Source organism: Stappia sp. WLB 29, from assembly GCF_023507705.1.
Classification (GTDB): Bacteria; Pseudomonadota; Alphaproteobacteria; order Rhizobiales; family Stappiaceae; genus Stappia.
The window spans coordinates 348391-363978 of sequence record NZ_JALBGD010000004.1; the positions used below are offsets into that span (position 1 = coordinate 348391).

The following is a 15588-nucleotide window of genomic DNA, read 5'->3' on the forward strand; positions in this document are numbered from 1 at the left end:
TCCGTTGCGGCCCGGATCTGTCCGGGCCTGGTTCCTGTCTTCGGCGCCTTCAGGGGCGCCAGGGCTCGCTCGGCATCTGCGGCACCGAGTTCGCCTCTTCCTCGCGGTCGCGGTCGATGGCGCGGCGGATCATCCGAAGCGCCCGGTCGACATTCTCGCCGCTCGCCGAGGACAAGAGCAGCGGCTTCTGTCCGCAGGCTTCCTCCAGGATCGCGGCCCGCTCCGCGCGGGTCTCCTCGTCCAGCGCGTCGACCTTCGACAGTGCCACCACTTCCGGCTTCTCGTCGAGCCCGGCGCCATAGGCGGCGAGCTCCCCGCGCACCACGCGGTAGGCCTCGCCCGGGTCTTCCTGGGTGCCGTCGACCAGATGCAGCAGCGCACGGGTGCGCTCCACATGGCCGAGGAACCGGTCGCCGAGGCCGATGCCCTCGTGCGCGCCCTCGATCAGGCCGGGAATGTCGGCCAGCACGAAGCCGTTGCCGTCGATCTCGACCACGCCGAGATTGGGATGCAGCGTGGTGAAGGGATAGTCGGCGATCTTCGGCCGGGCCGCCGAGACGGCGGCCAGGAAGGTCGACTTGCCGGCATTCGGCATGCCGACGAGGCCGGCATCGGCGATCAGCTTCAGCCGCAGCCAGATCCACTTCTCCTCGCCCTCCAGGCCGGGATTGGCATGGCGCGGCGCCTGATTGGTGGACGACTTGAAATGCGCGTTGCCGAAGCCGCCATTGCCGCCCTTGAGCAGCAGCAGCCGTTCGCCGACGCGGGTCATGTCGGCCAGCACCGTCTCGTTGTCCTCTTCCAGGATCTCCGTGCCCACCGGCACCCGCAGCACCACGTCGTCGCCCTTGGCGCCGGTGCGGTTGCGGCCCATGCCGTGCATGCCGGTCTTGGCCTTGAAATGCTGGGCGAAGCGGAAGTCGATCAGCGTGTTCAGCCCGTCGACGCATTCGACGAAGACATCGCCGCCGCGCCCGCCATCGCCCCCGTCGGGGCCGCCGAACTCGATATACTTCTCCCGCCGGAACGACACGGCACCCGCGCCGCCGTCGCCGGAACGGACATAGATCTTGGCCTGGTCGAGGAATTTCATGCGTCGCGTCTTTCTGCTGGCCCGTCGGGCCGGTCGTCAGGCCTTGCCCGGGGCATGTCCCCGGTTCCGGTTCTCGTATGTCGTGCGGTCGAGCCGGTAGCGGCGCGCCGGCCGGCTTGTCCCGCAGGCCAGGCTCGCGCAGTCCGTCTCGCCGATATCGCGGAAGCCGAGCTTTGTCAGCACGTTCCGCGAGGCGGTATTCTCTGTCATCGCGCGGGCTTCCACGGCCCCCGCGTCTCTTGCCCCGAAAATCCAGGCAAGCGCGGTGCCGGCAGCCTCGCTCATGTAGCCGTGCCCCCAATAGGGCCGGCCAAGCCAATAGCCGATCACCGGCGTTTCGTCCAATCCGCGCAGCGACAGGCCTCCGATGAACCCGCTGCCGTCGTCGATGGCGAATTCGAGTTTCGCCGGATCCCGGCCGATGCCGGCAAGCCACGTTTCGCCGTCCGCGCGCGAATAGGGATGCGGCATGCGCTCCAGCATCCGGGCGATATCGGCATCGTTCGCCAGCTTTGCAAGCCGGTCGAGATCGGCAGGCACGGGCGCGCGCAGGGTCAGCCGCGCGCTCCTCAGCACGGGATGGGCGAGCGCGCTCATACCGCCGCCGCCTCCATCCGCGCGCCGGCGCCGTCCGCGGTGCCGTTCCAGTCCTCGCGTTCCAGCCGCAGCACCATGTTTTCCACCTCGCGCCCCAGCGCTAGGGATGCCCGCATCATCCGCCCCGTCTCGCGAAAGCCGAGGCGGTGCAGCACCTTGAGCGAGGCGGCATTGTCGGCGAAGGCGCGCGCCGCCATCGCCTTGCAGTCATGGGCGGCAAAGCCCCAGCCGAGCGCGGCCGCTGCGGCCTCGCCGGCATAGCCGAAGCCCTGGAACGGCCGGCCGATCCAGTAGCCGAGCGAGGGGCAGTCCGGATGATCTGCCAGATCCCCCGGCGCCTTGACGGCGACGAGGCCGATCAGGACGCCGCCGAGCGTGACGGAGAAGGCCGCCTCGCCGCGCAGCGGGTCGGCGTCGATCGCGGCGGCGACGAACTCCGCCGCCGCCCCGTCCTTCGGCGGCCAGGGCATGCCGGTCAGCCAGCGCACCAAGTCGTGGTCGCGGCTGCACAGCCTGTCGATGGCCTCCGCGTCCGCCGTCTCCAGCGGTCGCAGCACCAGCCGCCGGGTGGCGATGCGCTCGTTCAGGCGGAGCTCAGGCATGTCATCCGCCCCCACTGCTTGAGGGCGCGCCAGGTGCTGCGGTCGATGGCGAAGCGGTCGACCGAGACCGCGCCGCCGGCGCCGCGGGAATGGATCATCCCCTGCTCGACGAACTGGAAGCCGCACTTCACCAGCACCCGCCGCGAGGCGGGGTTGGTGACGCGGGCCGCCGCGCTCAGCCGGTCGGCGCCCTGCACCGCGAAGACGTGGTCGACGACCGACTGCGCCGCCTCGGTGGCATAGCCCTGGCCCCAGAACGGCTCGCCGACCCAGTAGCCCAGATGCAGCGGCTCGCCCTCGTCCAGCGCGCCGTAGCCGATGGCGCCGATGACGCGGCCCGTCGACTTCAGGCGGATGGCGTACTTCGCCCGCGTTGCCGTCGGGTTCGCCGAAAGGGCGATGAGATTTCGCCCGTCGACGACCGTGAAGGGATGGGGCATCGAGGCCACCATCGTGGCGATGCGGCGGTTGTTGGCGAGAAACACGATGTCGGCGAGGTCGTCGTGACGCAGCGCGTCCAGCCTCAGCCGCTCGGTTTCCTGCGGGCCGACAACCGCGGCCAGACCATCTTCTTCCAAGCCCTCTTCGAGATCCGCAACCATGGTGTCCTCCGGCATTGCGACGAAAAGAAAAAGGGGAGATGGCGGCCCATCTCCCCTGATCCGTCGCGATCATGCCGGTTTTGTTCAAACCGCCGGGTCGATGGGACGCCGGCGGTTCGAACCAAACACGTCGGCGTTACTCTGCTGCGTCTACGAGTGGCGTCACGTTGATATACGTGCGTTTGTTGGCCTTGGCCTGGAACGTCACCGTGCCCTCGACGGTAGCGAAGATCGTATGATCCTTGCCCATGCCGACACCCGTACCCGGATGCCACTTCGTGCCGCGCTGGCGCGCGATAATATTGCCCGGGACGACTGCCTCGCCGCCGAACTTCTTGATGCCCAGACGTCGGCCCGCGGAATCGCGGCCGTTACGGGACGAGCCACCTGCCTTTTTGTGTGCCATGACGAAACTCCTCGTCGAACCTTAGATCAGACCTGAGCGGCGGCAATCACTTGCCGGCCAGCTCCGAAGCCTGCTGGACCCAGTTGTCGCGCTCGATGCGGCCCTTGAAGGAAAGGGCCTCGTCGACGCGGGCGATGTCTTCCGCGGTGAAGGCGGCGACCTGGGCGTAGGTCGTGATGCCCATCGCGTTCAGCTTCTTCTCCAGCACGGGGCCGACACCGGAGATCTTCTTCAGATCGTCGGCGGGCGCATCCGGTGCGGTGAACAGGACCGGGAGCTCGGCCTCGGTGCCTGCGTCCTCGGCCTTCTCCGCCTTCGGGGCAGCGGCCTTCTTCTTGGTCGCCGGCTTGGCGCCACCGGTCAGGATGTCGGTGATCTTGACCAGCGTGAAGCTCTGGCGGTGGCCGTTGCGGCGACGCGAGTTCTGCCGACGGCGCTTCTTGAAGATGATGATCTTGCGGTGGCGGCCCTGGTCGACGACCTCGCCGACGACGCTCGCACCCTCGACCAGCGGAGAGCCGATCATGGTGTCGGTCTCGCCGCCCACCATCAGCACCTCAGCGAAAGTCACGGTCTCGCCCGCTTCGGCCGAGATCTTCTCGACCTTGAGCAGGTCGTCCTGGGCGACGCGGTACTGCTTGCCGCCCGTCTTGATCACTGCGAACATGTCTCGCACGTCCTTCTTTTCGTTTTGCTCGCCGGCAGGCCGTCTTTGGTCTGCCGGGCTTCGCCTCCTGCCCTTCGGCGTCCCTTGCGGGAACTTGACGAGGACATTGCCTCTCTTGGAACCGTCCTGCCGGCTCGTCGGGCGGGGCCCTTGAAAGCCTGGCGGAATGGTCTGCCGGTCGCCGGAAAAGCCGCAGTCAGGCCCCGTTTCAAGGGCGTTGGCTGTGGGTTGCGGGGAACGGCGGAGAGCCTCGGGCAACGGATGGGCCTTTTCGGACCCTTTGCGAAGCAGCGCGACTATACGGATCGGCGATGCAAAGTCAACGCTTGCAAGGGCGGTTTTGTGCGCTTTGCCGCGCGCGCCGGCGCTTTTGTGACACGCATGCCACCTTGGCGCCCTTCGTGCGCTCGCGCCGGCGCTTTCGTGCCGCATCGCCCCGTCCTGCCCCGCCACTTTGCTGGACCGGGGAAAAGTTGCAAGACGCCCCTTGTGCGACCCCGCGCACTTCGCTATGTACCGTCGCACTTTGAGACCACGACATCTCATATAGCGGAGAGGTGCCGGAGTGGTTGAACGGGGCGGTCTCGAAAACCGTTGAGCGCGCAAGCGTTCCGAGGGTTCGAATCCCTCTCTCTCCGCCACTTCCTTGATCTCGCGCCAGTTCGCTTCGCTCACGGCCCGCGAGGGCGAAATAACCGGCCGGTCGCGCACGTGCGCTCTTGGCTGCGGGTTCCGAACGTCTACCCGAACCCCGCCATTCAGTTCCGCTCCGGCACTGCGTCTGCGTCGCTTTCCGCCGACTTCCGTCCTTGCAGGTTTGTCAGCGCCCGAAACCGGGTGAGCTCGCTCGCCCGCAAGCAAGCGCTCTCCCGGTTTCGGACGGAGCCCGGTCCGCCGCAGTCAGGGCATGCGGCCTTCGCGGGCTGCCAGTCGTGCCAGCAGGAGTGCGGCCATGGCGGCGGCAGCGGCGTTGTAGCTCATGCCCGCGACGAAGGCCGAGGCATAGCGTGCGGCTTGCCCTTCCGAGTGCGCCCCGAGCGCTGCTCCGAACAAGATTCCGACCACCGCAACACCGAGCGCTGCGCCAACCTGCTGCAGCGTGGAGACGACGCCGGAGGCCATGCCCGCCTGCCGTTCCTCCACGAAGCCGAGCACGAGGTTGAGCAGCGGCGTCATGATCATCGCCTGCGCTCCGCCGACGACGATGAGCGCCGGAACGAGATGCGCGACCACGAGATCGGCGCCGGCGACCCAGACCTGCCCGATCAGCACGGTGAAGGAGACGGCATAGACCACCGCGCCCGTTGCTATGGCCGGGGTGCCGAAGCGCGCCACAAGGCGCGGTGCGCTCAAGGAAAGGATCACGAAGGCGATGGAGCACGGCACGAAGACGCTGCCGGCCTGGAACGGACTGAGGCCGAAACCCGTCTGCGCCAGAAGCGCGAAGCAGAGGAAGAAGGAGGAGGCCGTCGAATAGATCAGGAGCACCAGCAGTCCGCCTTGGGCGAAGCGCGGTTGTCGCATGAGCGCCATGTCCACCAAAGGCTGCTGCCCGGTTTTGCGGCGACGTTCCTGGTGGCGATAGAAGGCGGCGAGCAGGAGTGCGGCCCCGACGAGCGACAGGAAGCTCCAAAGCTGCCAGCCACGGGATGGGGCCTCGACCAGCGGCACGAGAAGCGCCGTCAGCCCGAGGCTGACCAGTGCGACGCCCGGCCAGTCGAGCGCGGGGCGCTCGGGTGAGCGCGTTTCCGGGATGAACCGCGCCATCAGGATTGCAAACACGCCGACGGGCACGTTGATGAGGAAGATCGTGCGCCATCCAAGATCGAAGATATCGGCCTCGACGAGAAAGCCGCCGATGATTTGTCCCGCAATGGCGGCAAGGCCGAGCGTCATGCCGAGGAAGCCGAAGGCGCGGCGGCTGTCGTCGCCGGAGAAGTTCACGCGGATCGAGGCATAGACCTGCGGGAAGAGCAGGGCCGCAGCCAGCCCCTGCAACACGCGTGCGCCGATCAGGATTTCCACCGTCGAGGCAATGCCGCAAAGAAGAGAGGCCGCCGTAAAGCCGGCCATGCCGATGATGAACAGCCGCCGCCGTCCAAAAAGGTCGCCGAGCCGTCCGCCCGCGACCAGCAGGACGCCGAAGGCCAGTTCGTAGCCCGCGACGATGAACCCGATCTGCGACAGGCTCGCTCCGAGTTCGGCCTGCATGGACGGGATCGCGACATTGACCACGAAAAGGTCGAAGATCGTCACGAAGCCGGCGAGCAGCAGGATGGACAGGCCGAGCCAGGGCGGGCGGCGGGCCGGATCGGCAGACGTGGGGGAAAGGGTATCGGCTGTGCAGGCGTCGGAATGCATCTGGCGTCCTCTTGTGTTGACGCGCCAGCGATTCCACGATCATTATCCTTTTACAATTTAACTTCTTATGCTGTTGCTTTTCGTAATGGGCTAACCGATGCGCACCCTCGAACGCACCCGACCCGAGCTTGCCGAATTCCTGCGTGCCCGCCGCGAGCGGCTGTTGCCGGAAGATGTCGGCCTGCCGAGCGCGAAGCGTCGGCGCACGCCGGGCTTGCGCCGCGAGGAAGTCGCGGCGCTCGCGGGCGTCGGGCTGACTTGGTATACGTGGCTTGAGCAGGGCCGCGAGATCGGGGTGTCCGCCGGTTTCCTCGACAATCTCGCCCGCGTGCTCAAGCTCGATGCGGCCGAACGTCGGCATCTGTTCATGCTCGCGCACGAGCGTCCGCCGGCGGAACCCGGCAAGACGTTCTGCATCGTGCCGTCGCTCGCCGCCCGGTTGGTGGAAGACCTTGCGCCCCACGCCGCCTACATCATCAACCTGCGCTGGGACGTGCTGGCCTGCAACGGGCCTGCCGACCGCCTGTTCGGGTTCGGCAGGTTCGATCCCGGTCGTCGCAATCTGCTTTGGGCCTTGTTCGCGGATGCCGGTTTGCGGGAAGCCTTCGTCGGCTGGGAGGAGCAGGCACCGGCAATGGTCGCGAGCTTCCGCCGCGACTTTGCTGCCGCGCGCCAGGACGCCGATGCCCGCGCCCTGGTCGAAGAACTGGAACGGGTCTCGCCCGAGTTCAAGAACTGGTGGCAGAGCCAGGACGTCCATGCGCCCTGCACGGGCACCCGCACGATCAAAGTGGACGGCACGCCCGTCGATTTCGAGCACACGTCGCTCACCATCGACGGCGGACAGCATCTGCGTCTCGTTGTCTATGCACAGAAGCTGGAATCTGCCGCTGGCTGACGAATGGATCGCGCTGCGCAGACGGCCCGTGCTCCCACCGCTGCCATCTCCGCGTGTGCCGGGGCGGGCAACGATATGCTCGCTGCTGCTGCGCCCGGCCCGTATGGACTTGCCCGACTCCGCGGAAAGTGCCGTAATACGGGCCAGTTTGATCTGTGAACGACGGTATGGGCATGTCGTTGGGCGAGTGGAGTTAAGAAAGGCGTAGCTGTTTCAACCGATCCTTGTAGTCATCTTTCGAGGATTTTCCCTTGCGCTTTTTCATTTGCCTCTTCACGGAGCACGATCTCCGGCTGGTTGCCCTGGCTGCGGTCATCTGTGTTCTCGGCGCATGGATCTCGGTGCGCCTGTTCGTGCGCATCCGCGCGGCCGAGCGCGAGGCCCGGCCCTTCTGGGTCTTTCTCGGCTCCGTGGCGGCCGGCTCCACGATCTGGTGCACCCATTTCGTCGCCATGCTCGCCTACCGGCCGGGCGTACCCGTCTCCTACGATCCCACGCTCACCGGCGTGTCGCTGCTGATCGCGGTCGTCTCCGCCTCGCTCGCCCTGGTGGTCGCCTCCGGCCGCGGCCGCTTCGCGCCGGTGCTCGGCGGCGGCCTGTTCGGAGCCGGCGTCGCCGTCATGCACTACACGGGCATGGCCGCCTTCAGCATCGACGGCGCGATCGTCTGGGACACGACCTATGTGGCGGTCTCGCTCGTGCTGTCGCTGGCTCTGGGCGCGGCCGCCTTTTTCGCCGTCGCCCGCGAGCACGCCGACCCGCAGACGCGCGAACTGCTGGGCACCGCGTTGCTGACGGCCTCCATCGTCGCGCTGCATTTCACCGGCATGGCGGCGGTCGGCATCGTGCCGGCCGTGCCGGTGCCGGGCGGCGCCACCAGCGAGGATGCCTATGGCGCGCTGGCGGTGGCGGTTGCCGGCGTCGGCCTGCTGGTGCTCGGCACCGGCATTGCCAGCCAGCTGCTCGACCGCCAGGCGACCCTTCGTGCCAGGACCCGCGCCAAGCACATCCTGGAAAGCTCGGTCGACGGCATCGTCATCGAGACCGCCGGGCGCATCGTCGATTGCAACGAGGCCTTCGTCCAGCTCAGCGGCCTGGAGCGCGAGGCGGTGGTCGGGCGCACCTTCGCCGAGCTCGTCCCGCGCGGGCCTTCCGCCGTCGACCAGCTGGTGCGCGCGACGCTGATCACCGCGTCCGGCGCAGGCCTGCCCGTGGAGGTCGCGGCCCGCGACGACCGCTACGACCGCGACGAGATCGTCGCCACGCGCTTCTACTCGGTACGCGACCTGCGCCAGCGCCTGGCGCAGGAGGAGAAGATCACCTATCTCGCCAGCTTCGACAATCTGACCGGCCTGCCGAACCGCTCCTCCTTCCTGGAGCATCTCGACGGCCAGATCGAGACGCGCCCGGCCAGTTCCCGCATCGCGCTCTTCGCCATCGACCTCGACCGCTTCAAGGAGGTCAACGACGTGCACGGCCATGCGGCCGGCGACCATGTGCTGCGGGTGCTGTCGGAGCGCATGCGCACGGCGGTCGGCAAGGAGGCCTTCGTCGCCCGGCTCGGCGGCGACGAGTTCGTCGCCACCGCCCTGGTGCAGGACCGCGAGCAGGCGCTCGGCATCGCCTCGCGGCTGGAGCGCGAGCTCTTCGCCACCGTGCCTTACGACCATGCGGATCTGATCTGCGGCGCCTCCATCGGCATCTCGATCTTCCCCGACGATGCGGCGAGCCCGGCGACCCTCATGAACAATGCCGACCTTGCCATGTACCGGGCCAAGGGCTCGCACGGCGAGGCGATCTGCTTCTACGAGGAGGAAATGGACGAGCGCGTGCGCGAGCGTCGCGCCGTGGCGCTGCAGCTGCGCACCGCACTGGCGGAAGACGAGTTCTTCCTCGTCTTCCAGCCGCAGGTCTCGATCCGCGACAACGCGGTGACCGGCTACGAGGCCTTGCTGCGCTGGCGTCATCCGGAGCGCGGCGTGGTTCAGCCGATGGAGTTCATCCCCATCGCCGAGGACACCGGCCTGATCCTGCCCATCGGCGAGTGGGTGCTGCGCACCGCCTGCCGCGAGGCCGCCTCCTGGGACAATCCGCTCAAGGTTGCGGTCAACGTCTCGGCGCTGCAGGTCGGCAGCATCGACATGCCCGACATCATCCATGGTATCCTGATGGAGACCGGCCTGCCGCCCCAGCGCCTGGAGGTGGAGATCACCGAGACCTCCTTGATCCAGGATGCGGAGCGCACCTTGCACATCCTGCGAAGGATCAAGGCGATGGGCGTGTCGATCTCGATGGACGATTTCGGCATCGGCTATTCGTCCCTGTCGACCCTGCGCTCGTTCCCCTTCGACAAGATCAAGCTCGACAAGTCCTTCATGGAGGATCTCGACCGCGGGCCGCAGGCCTCGGCGATGATCCGCGCCGTGCTGGCCTTGGGCGAAAGCCTCGACATCCCGATCCTCGCGGAGGGTGTGGAGACCCGGGCCCAGCGCGATTTCCTGGCGCAGGAGGGCTGCACCCAGATCCAGGGCTATCTCGTCGGATATCCCGCCGAAAGCACCGGCGAGACCGGTGCCGTGCCGACGAGCGAGGCCGCGGCACTGGCGCGTATCCGAGGATCCCGCACCGGCGACTGACGCCGCCGGCCGGTCGTTGCCTTTCAGCGTGTCATCAGCCCCTCGCTGCGCTGCGGCCCGGCCAGCGCTCGATGGCATAGCCCGCCTGCTTCGGCCACAGCGCCCGCGTTTCCGTGCCGAGCCGGCGCGCCGCATGCAGCGGCCAGTTCGGATCGTCCAGCGCCGCCCGGCCGAGACCGACGAGGTCGGCGCGTCCTTCCGCGAGCGCCGCCGCCGCCAGCTCCGCCTCGCCCATCAGTCCCACCGCCATCACCGGCAGGCCGGTATCCTCGCGGATCTGCGTCGCCCAGGGCAGGTACATGCCCGGCCCGATCTCGAAGCGCGAGCCGGTGAAGCCGCCGGCCGACACGTCGATGACGTCGACGCCGCGCTCGCGCACCTGGCGGGCGAAGGCGACGCTGTCCTCGATGGTGCGGCCGCCCTCCAGCCCATCGACGGCCGACAGGCGCAGGAACAGCGGCATGTCCTCCGGCATCGCCGCGCGGACCGCCTCCACCACCTGCAGCGGGAAGCGCATGCGGTTCTCGGCGCTGCCGCCATAGGCGTCCTCGCGCCGGTTGGACAGCGGCGACAGGAACTGGTTCAGCAGGTAGCCGTGCGCGGCGTGGATCTCGATCAGCTGGAAGCCGGCCTCGACGGCCCGCCTCGTCGCCGCGGCCCAGGCCGCCACCTCCGCTTCGAGGTCCGCCTCGCTCAGTGCGCGCGGCATCGGCGCGTCCTCGGAATGGGGCAGGGCGGAGGGCGCCACCGGCTCCCAGTGCTCGGCGTCGGCCTCGCGCTCGCTGGTGCCCATCAGCCAGGGCGGGATCGACGAGGCCTTGCGGCCGGCATGGGCCAGCTGGATGCCGGCGACCGCCCCTTGCGCGCGCAGCAGCGCGGCGATCCGCGCCATGCCGGCGATCTGGTCATCGTCCCACAAGCCCGGGCAGCCGTAGGTGATGCGCCCGTCGGCCGTCACCGCCGTCGCCTCGACGATCACCGTGCCGAAGCCGCCCAGCGCGAAGCGGCCGAGATGCACGAGATGGTAGTCGCCGACAAGGCCGCCGCGCGCCGAATACTGGCACATCGGCGAGACGACGAAGCGGTTGGGCAGGGTCAGCCCGCGCAAGGAGAGGGGCGAAAAGAGATCGGTCATCGAATGTCCTTCCTGGCGATCCGGACCGCACGGGCCGTCGCCCCGCAGCACCCCCGCCGCGCCGTGCGGCATCGCGGGGGATGCGGGCGCGCGTCGCCTCGAAAGGGCAAGACCATGGGGGAGGGAGAGGGGATGGGCCGGCGGATCGGTTTCGCGTTTGGTTTCGCGTTTGGTTTTCCGGCCGAGTAGATGACGTCCGCCCCCCGCTTGTCCAGTGGGCAGCGGTTGCGTTTTAGCGCCCGCGGCAGATCCGGATGCCGGGATCCTCGCCGTCCTGCGTCTCCCAGTCCTGCAACTGCAGGGCGATGGGCGCGAAGGAGGTCTTGCGCTCGTTGACCACTCCGCGTCCGGTCAGGAGGTTGAGGTCGCAACTCAGCGGTTCCTTCTCCTGCAGCGTGTCGTAGGAGTTGAAGGTGAGGCCGGCGACCACGAACCGCCCCTCGCGATGGGCGAGCGAGATCGTGTGCTCCCAGCGGTCCCGGCCGATGGCGAAATTCTGCGTGGTGATGGCGATGGAGCCGTTGGCCAGCGCCTTGATCGAGGGCTCCTGCCCATAGGCGGCGCCCTCGCCGCCGCGCCCGCCCCAGATCTTGTCCGGAACAGCGAGCGCCAGCGTCAGCAGGTTGCCGTCGGTCTCCTCCTCGCGCAGGTAGACGTAAAGGCCGACCTGCATGTCGTCGCCGTTCGTCACGGCGAGCAGCGCAAGATCCTGCCGCCCGTCCTTGTTCCAGTCGCCGACGGCGGCATCGAGCACGTCCTGCGGGCGGATCTCGCCCGGTTGTGCCCCCTCTTGCGCAGGGGCCTGCGGGCTGAGGAACAACGGCGCCGCGCCCACGAGCGCTGCGGCGATCTTCTGAACGGTCTTCTGGGCAATCCGGCGGAACATGGTCATCGGGCTCTCTCCCTGCCGGAGATCCGGCAGGGAATCATATCGCCGTGTTCCGCGGCAAATGCCAGCCCCGTTTCAGGGGCGGGCACGATCCGGCATGGCCCCCCTCAGGCGACCGCCTCGACGCTGCGTTCCTCCTGGCGGGCGCTGCGCAGCACGCGGCCCCACCAGGCGAGCTGGCCCAGCATCCGCTCCGCCGCCGTGCCCAGATGCGGCAGCGCCTCGAACCCGGTCCGGCCTTCGCGCAGCGCCAGATAGTCGCCATAGGAGATGTGGACGGCGGCCTTCACCGAGACCATTTCCAGCTCCACCGCGATCTGGCGCAGGTGCATCACCGCCCGCGCACCGCCGACGCCGCCATAGGCGACGCTGCCGGCCGGCCGGCGCGTCCAGGAGGCATGGTCGAGCGCGTTCTTCAGCACGCCCGTCAGGCTGTGATTGTATTCCGCGACGGTGAAGACATAGGCATCGCACGCCGCCACCTTCGCCGCGAAGGCGTCTGCCGCCTGCGTCTGCGCCGGGCTCGCCGCCGGGTCGCCGAAAAAGGGCAGGGAGAAATCGGCAAGGTCGATGACCTCGACGTCGAAGGCGCCGGTTTTCTCCGCCTGGGTGCCGATCCAGTTTGCGGGCAGGTCGGCGAAGCGTCCCTTGCGGGTGCTGCCGATGAGGAGGCCGAGCTTGAGTTTGCTCATGGGTTACGTCCTTTCCCGGTCCGACCGGATCAGCCGCCCTGGGGGCTATGGGTTGCGATCAGCTCGACCGGGATCGAGTGGACCCGGGCGACCAGCGGCGCGATCCGCTCCAGATGCGCGGCGAAGTCCGGCGTCGCGCGCCAGTTGGCCGCCGCCGCCGCGTCGGTGAAGCGGGTGACGATGACGAGGCAGCTGCTGTCGGAGGCCCAGTAGACCTCGTTGCCGAGCCAGCCGGCCTCGCCGGCCGCCTCGCTCAGGCGGGTGATTTCCTGCATCTGCATGTCGAGCAGCCGGTCGGCGGTGCCGTCCGTGGGGGTGAAGATGTTGACCATCGTATAGGGGGAGGGTGCCTCGCCGGGGTGGAGGCGGGACCGGCCGGTGTCGGCCGGGAGGGATCTTGCGGTCATGTCTCGTGCTCCGGTTGTCATATCCGGACACCGTGATAAAAGTTCAAGTGCACTTTAAGTCAACAGCCGGGCGGACGATTTTTGTCCGCCCGCCGCAAAGGCGCACTGTCATGCCCAGCCCGCCCCACCGAGCCAAGCCGGATCCCGTCCTCACCATCCAGCAGGTGGCGCGGCGCAGCGGCGTTGCCGCCTCCGCTCTGCGCTATTACGAGGAGCGCGGGCTGATCGCGGCCGAGCGCGCGGCCTCCGGCCATCGCCGGTTCGAGCGGTCGGTGCTGCGGCGCATCGCCTTCATCGTCTTCGCCCAGCGCCTCGGCTTCACGCTGGAGGAGGTGAAGCGGGAGCTCGACAAGCTGCCGAGCGACCACATTCCGACCGGTGCCGACTGGGAGCAGCTGTCGCAGGTCTGGTCCCGCCGCGTGGACGAGCGCATCGACGAGTTGCAGCGGCTCAAACGCGGCCTTGCCCAGTGCATCAGCTGCGGTTGCCTGTCGCTCGCCCAGTGCAGCCTCGCAAATCCCGGAGACCGCGCCGGGGCGCTCGGCCCCGGTCCGCGCTACTGGGTCGGCGCGCGCGACATCAAGCAGCTTCTCCCCTAGGCCTCAGCCCTCGACGGGCTCCAGCCGCACCAGGAGGCGGCCGGCCTCCACCGTGTCGCGTTCGGCAGCCGCGATCTCGGCCACCGTGCCGTCGGCCGCCGCCTTCAGCTCCATCAGCAGCTTCATCGATTCCATCACCACCAGCGTCTCGCCCTTGGCGACCCTGTCGCCGGCCGCAACGCGGATCTCCACGACGAGGCCCGGCATCGGCGCGGCAATCCGCTCCGGCGACGCACCGTCGCCTGCCGCCCTGTCCTGGCCGAGATCGCCGAGCGGCAGCACCGCGCAGGCGATCTCCGTGCCCGGTCCGCACAGCCAGACCCGGCCGCCGTCGATGGCGGCGGCAAAGCTCTCCGCCACGCCATCGCGGGTGATGCGCACCCGGTCCGGCGCGGTCCACTGCGCGGCGATCTCCTGCGCCTCGCCGTCCGCGGCCAGGGCCCGCCAGCCGCCCGCCTCGCGCGCCTCCAGCACGACGCGGCTCTCGGGCGCGGCCGCATCCACATAGGTCACCCGCGCCGGGCAGCCGGCCTGCGCGAGCAGGCGAAACCCGGACAGCGCCTGCCAGGGCGTTGCTGCGGCGCGCGGCCGGCTCGCAAGCGCCGCGGCCGCAAGGGCGAGGCCGTCCGCCTTCGGCGCCTTCCACCCATCTTTCCAGCCTTCTGGCCAGTTGCGGGCGATGAAGTCGGTGGTGACCCTGCCGCTGGCGAAGTACGGCGAGGCCAGCGCGTCGCGCAGGAACAGCCGCGTGGTGGCCAGTCCCGCCACCTCCAGCCGGTCGAGGCCGGAGAGCAGCTTGCGCCGTGCCGCGTCCCGGTCGGGCCCGTGGGCGATCAGCTTGGCGATCATGGAATCGTACGCCGCGCCGATTTCCGCCCCCGGCTCGATGCCGGCATCGCAGCGCAGTTCCGCCGGCGGCGACCACAGCAGCACCTTGCCCGTGTCCGGGCGAAAGCCGGCGCTGGCGTCCTCCGCCGTCAGCCGCGCCTGGATCGCATGGCCGGTGCAGGTCACATCGTCCTGCGAAAGGGCCAGCTTCTCGCCGGCGGCCGCGCGCAGCTGCAGCTCCACGAGGTCGAGCCCGGTGATCTCCTCGGTCACCGTATGCTCCACCTGCAGCCGCGTGTTCATCTCCAGGAAGTGGACCTGCTGCGTTGCCGCATCCATCACGAACTCGACCGTGCCGGCGCTGTCGTAGCCGATGGCCCGGCCAAGCCGCAGCGCTGCCTCGAACAGCCGCTCGCGGGTCTCGGGCAGCAGCCCCGGCGCCGGCGCCTCCTCGATCAGCTTCTGGTGGTTGCGCTGCACCGAGCAATCGCGCTCGAACAGGTGCAGCAAGGTGCCGTGCCTGTCGCCGATCAGCTGCACTTCCACATGGCGCGGATTGCGCACCAGCTTCTCGATGAGCAGCCGCCCGTCGCCGAAGGCCCGCTCGGCCTCCGTGCGGGCCGCATCGATGGCAGCCTCCAGCCCCGCCTCGTCGTGGACGGCGCGCATGCCCTTGCCCCCGCCGCCGGCCGAGGCCTTGACCATCACCGGCAGGCCGATCTCGCGCGCCGCCCGCGCAAGGTTGTCTGTCGACTGGTCTTCGCCGCTATAGCCGGGAATGCAGGGCACGCCGGCTTCTTCGGCCAGGCGCTTCGCCTCGATCTTGGCGCCCATCGCCGCGATCGCCCGGGCGTTCGGCCCGACGAAGGCGATGCCGTTTTCCTCGCAGGCCCGCGCCAGTTCCGGCCGCTCGGACAGGAAGCCGTAGCCGGGGTGGATCGCGCCGGCCCCGCTCGCCTTGGCGGCGGCGATGATCCGGTCGAGGCGCAGGTAGCTGTCGCTCGCTGCCGCCCCGCCGATGGCGATGGCCCGGTCGGCCATCCTTACATGCAATGCGTCGCGGTCGGCATCGGAATGAACGGCGATGGTGGCGAGCCCCATGCGCCGCGCGGTGCGGATGATGCGGCAGGCGATCTCGCCGCGATTGGCAATCAGCAGGCTGTCGAACATCATGCG

Annotated in this window: 15 protein-coding genes and 1 tRNA gene; 4 read left to right on the forward strand and 12 right to left on the reverse strand. The window is 68.8% G+C overall.

The window, feature by feature from the left end:
- Positions 1–49 precede the first annotated feature (49 nt).
- The 6 genes from obgE to MNI96_RS10425 form a co-directional block, all read right to left on the reverse strand.
- Positions 50–1093, reverse strand: a complete 1044-nt coding sequence (obgE, locus tag MNI96_RS10400) for a GTPase ObgE (RefSeq protein WP_249692786.1) — start codon at positions 1091–1093, stop codon at positions 50–52.
- Between the two features lie 36 nt (positions 1094–1129).
- Positions 1130–1690 carry a GNAT family N-acetyltransferase gene (locus tag MNI96_RS10405; protein ID WP_249692788.1) on the reverse strand — a complete coding sequence of 187 codons (561 nt, stop codon included), beginning with the start codon at positions 1688–1690 and terminating at the stop codon, positions 1130–1132.
- A complete protein-coding gene (locus MNI96_RS10410) occupies positions 1687–2292 on the reverse strand; it encodes a GNAT family N-acetyltransferase (protein ID WP_249692790.1) in 606 nt (201 codons plus the stop codon). Before MNI96_RS10410 ends, MNI96_RS10405 begins: the two co-directional genes overlap by 4 nt.
- The gene (locus tag MNI96_RS10415) at positions 2274–2894 is read right to left on the reverse strand and encodes a GNAT family N-acetyltransferase (RefSeq protein WP_249692792.1); all 621 of its coding nucleotides are present in this window, start codon (positions 2892–2894) and stop codon (positions 2274–2276) included. The genes MNI96_RS10410 and MNI96_RS10415 overlap by 19 nt, the downstream gene beginning before the upstream one ends.
- Positions 2895–3030: 136 nt before the next feature.
- The gene (gene rpmA / locus MNI96_RS10420) at positions 3031–3300 is read right to left on the reverse strand and encodes a 50S ribosomal protein L27 (protein ID WP_249692794.1); all 270 of its coding nucleotides are present in this window, start codon (positions 3298–3300) and stop codon (positions 3031–3033) included.
- Positions 3301–3346: 46 nt separating this feature from the next.
- Positions 3347–3967 carry a 50S ribosomal protein L21 gene (locus MNI96_RS10425; RefSeq protein WP_249692797.1) on the reverse strand — a complete coding sequence of 207 codons (621 nt, stop codon included), beginning with the start codon at positions 3965–3967 and terminating at the stop codon, positions 3347–3349.
- 551 nt (positions 3968–4518) lie between these two features.
- On the opposite strand from MNI96_RS10425, the gene MNI96_RS10430 reads away from it, so the two are divergent.
- Positions 4519–4608 (forward strand) — tRNA-Ser (locus tag MNI96_RS10430).
- A 259-nt stretch (positions 4609–4867) separates the two neighbouring features.
- On the opposite strand, the gene MNI96_RS10435 is transcribed toward MNI96_RS10430, so the two are convergent.
- On the reverse strand, positions 4868–6328 hold the full coding sequence (locus MNI96_RS10435) for an MFS transporter (protein WP_249692799.1): 1461 nt from the start codon (positions 6326–6328) through the stop codon (positions 4868–4870).
- Between the two features lie 97 nt (positions 6329–6425).
- On the opposite strand from MNI96_RS10435, the gene MNI96_RS10440 reads away from it, so the two are divergent.
- Entirely contained in the window at positions 6426–7226 is an 801-nt protein-coding gene (locus tag MNI96_RS10440; protein ID WP_249692801.1) for a helix-turn-helix transcriptional regulator, read from the forward strand.
- 251 nt (positions 7227–7477) lie between these two features.
- Entirely contained in the window at positions 7478–9862 is a 2385-nt protein-coding gene (locus MNI96_RS10445) for a bifunctional diguanylate cyclase/phosphodiesterase (RefSeq protein ID WP_249692803.1), read from the forward strand.
- A 34-nt stretch (positions 9863–9896) separates the two neighbouring features.
- On the opposite strand, the gene MNI96_RS10450 is transcribed toward MNI96_RS10445, so the two are convergent.
- The 4 genes from MNI96_RS10450 to MNI96_RS10465 form a co-directional block, all read right to left on the reverse strand.
- The gene (locus MNI96_RS10450; RefSeq protein ID WP_249692805.1) at positions 9897–10997 is read right to left on the reverse strand and encodes an NADH:flavin oxidoreductase/NADH oxidase; all 1101 of its coding nucleotides are present in this window, start codon (positions 10995–10997) and stop codon (positions 9897–9899) included.
- 232 nt (positions 10998–11229) lie between these two features.
- Entirely contained in the window at positions 11230–11889 is a 660-nt protein-coding gene (locus MNI96_RS10455; RefSeq protein ID WP_249692807.1) for a hypothetical protein, read from the reverse strand.
- Between the two features lie 104 nt (positions 11890–11993).
- Entirely contained in the window at positions 11994–12578 is a 585-nt protein-coding gene (locus MNI96_RS10460; protein ID WP_249692811.1) for an NADPH-dependent FMN reductase, read from the reverse strand.
- Between the two features lie 29 nt (positions 12579–12607).
- On the reverse strand, positions 12608–12985 hold the full coding sequence (locus tag MNI96_RS10465) for a putative quinol monooxygenase (protein WP_249692813.1): 378 nt from the start codon (positions 12983–12985) through the stop codon (positions 12608–12610).
- Positions 12986–13095: 110 nt separating this feature from the next.
- Between MNI96_RS10465 and soxR the strand changes: the two genes are divergently transcribed.
- Complete coding sequence (soxR, locus tag MNI96_RS10470) at positions 13096–13584, forward strand: redox-sensitive transcriptional activator SoxR (protein WP_249692815.1); 489 nt, start codon at positions 13096–13098, stop codon at positions 13582–13584.
- A gap of 3 nt (positions 13585–13587) precedes the next feature.
- On the opposite strand, the gene MNI96_RS10475 is transcribed toward soxR, so the two are convergent.
- The gene (locus tag MNI96_RS10475) at positions 13588–15585 is read right to left on the reverse strand and encodes an ATP-binding protein (protein ID WP_249692817.1); all 1998 of its coding nucleotides are present in this window, start codon (positions 15583–15585) and stop codon (positions 13588–13590) included.
- Between the last annotated feature and the right edge of the window lie 3 nt (positions 15586–15588).

What these genes read in the sequence shown, in the direction of transcription:
- obgE (WP_249692786.1), bottom strand. Translation starts at nt 1,093, where the DNA reads ATGAAATTCCTCGACCAGGCCAAGATCTATGTCCGTTCCGGCGACGGC.
- MNI96_RS10405 (WP_249692788.1), bottom strand. Translation starts at nt 1,690, where the DNA reads ATGAGCGCGCTCGCCCATCCCGTGCTGAGGAGCGCGCGGCTGACCCTG.
- MNI96_RS10410 (WP_249692790.1), bottom strand. Translation starts at nt 2,292, where the DNA reads ATGCCTGAGCTCCGCCTGAACGAGCGCATCGCCACCCGGCGGCTGGTG.
- MNI96_RS10415 (WP_249692792.1), bottom strand. Translation starts at nt 2,894, where the DNA reads ATGGTTGCGGATCTCGAAGAGGGCTTGGAAGAAGATGGTCTGGCCGCG.
- rpmA (WP_249692794.1), bottom strand. Translation starts at nt 3,300, where the DNA reads ATGGCACACAAAAAGGCAGGTGGCTCGTCCCGTAACGGCCGCGATTCC.
- MNI96_RS10425 (WP_249692797.1), bottom strand. Translation starts at nt 3,967, where the DNA reads ATGTTCGCAGTGATCAAGACGGGCGGCAAGCAGTACCGCGTCGCCCAG.
- MNI96_RS10435 (WP_249692799.1), bottom strand. Translation starts at nt 6,328, where the DNA reads ATGCATTCCGACGCCTGCACAGCCGATACCCTTTCCCCCACGTCTGCC.
- MNI96_RS10440 (WP_249692801.1), top strand. Translation starts at nt 6,426, where the DNA reads ATGCGCACCCTCGAACGCACCCGACCCGAGCTTGCCGAATTCCTGCGT.
- MNI96_RS10450 (WP_249692805.1), bottom strand. Translation starts at nt 10,997, where the DNA reads ATGACCGATCTCTTTTCGCCCCTCTCCTTGCGCGGGCTGACCCTGCCC.
- MNI96_RS10455 (WP_249692807.1), bottom strand. Translation starts at nt 11,889, where the DNA reads ATGACCATGTTCCGCCGGATTGCCCAGAAGACCGTTCAGAAGATCGCC.
- MNI96_RS10460 (WP_249692811.1), bottom strand. Translation starts at nt 12,578, where the DNA reads ATGAGCAAACTCAAGCTCGGCCTCCTCATCGGCAGCACCCGCAAGGGA.
- MNI96_RS10465 (WP_249692813.1), bottom strand. Translation starts at nt 12,985, where the DNA reads ATGACCGCAAGATCCCTCCCGGCCGACACCGGCCGGTCCCGCCTCCAC.
- soxR (WP_249692815.1), top strand. Translation starts at nt 13,096, where the DNA reads ATGCCCAGCCCGCCCCACCGAGCCAAGCCGGATCCCGTCCTCACCATC.
- MNI96_RS10475 (WP_249692817.1), bottom strand. Translation starts at nt 15,585, where the DNA reads ATGATGTTCGACAGCCTGCTGATTGCCAATCGCGGCGAGATCGCCTGC.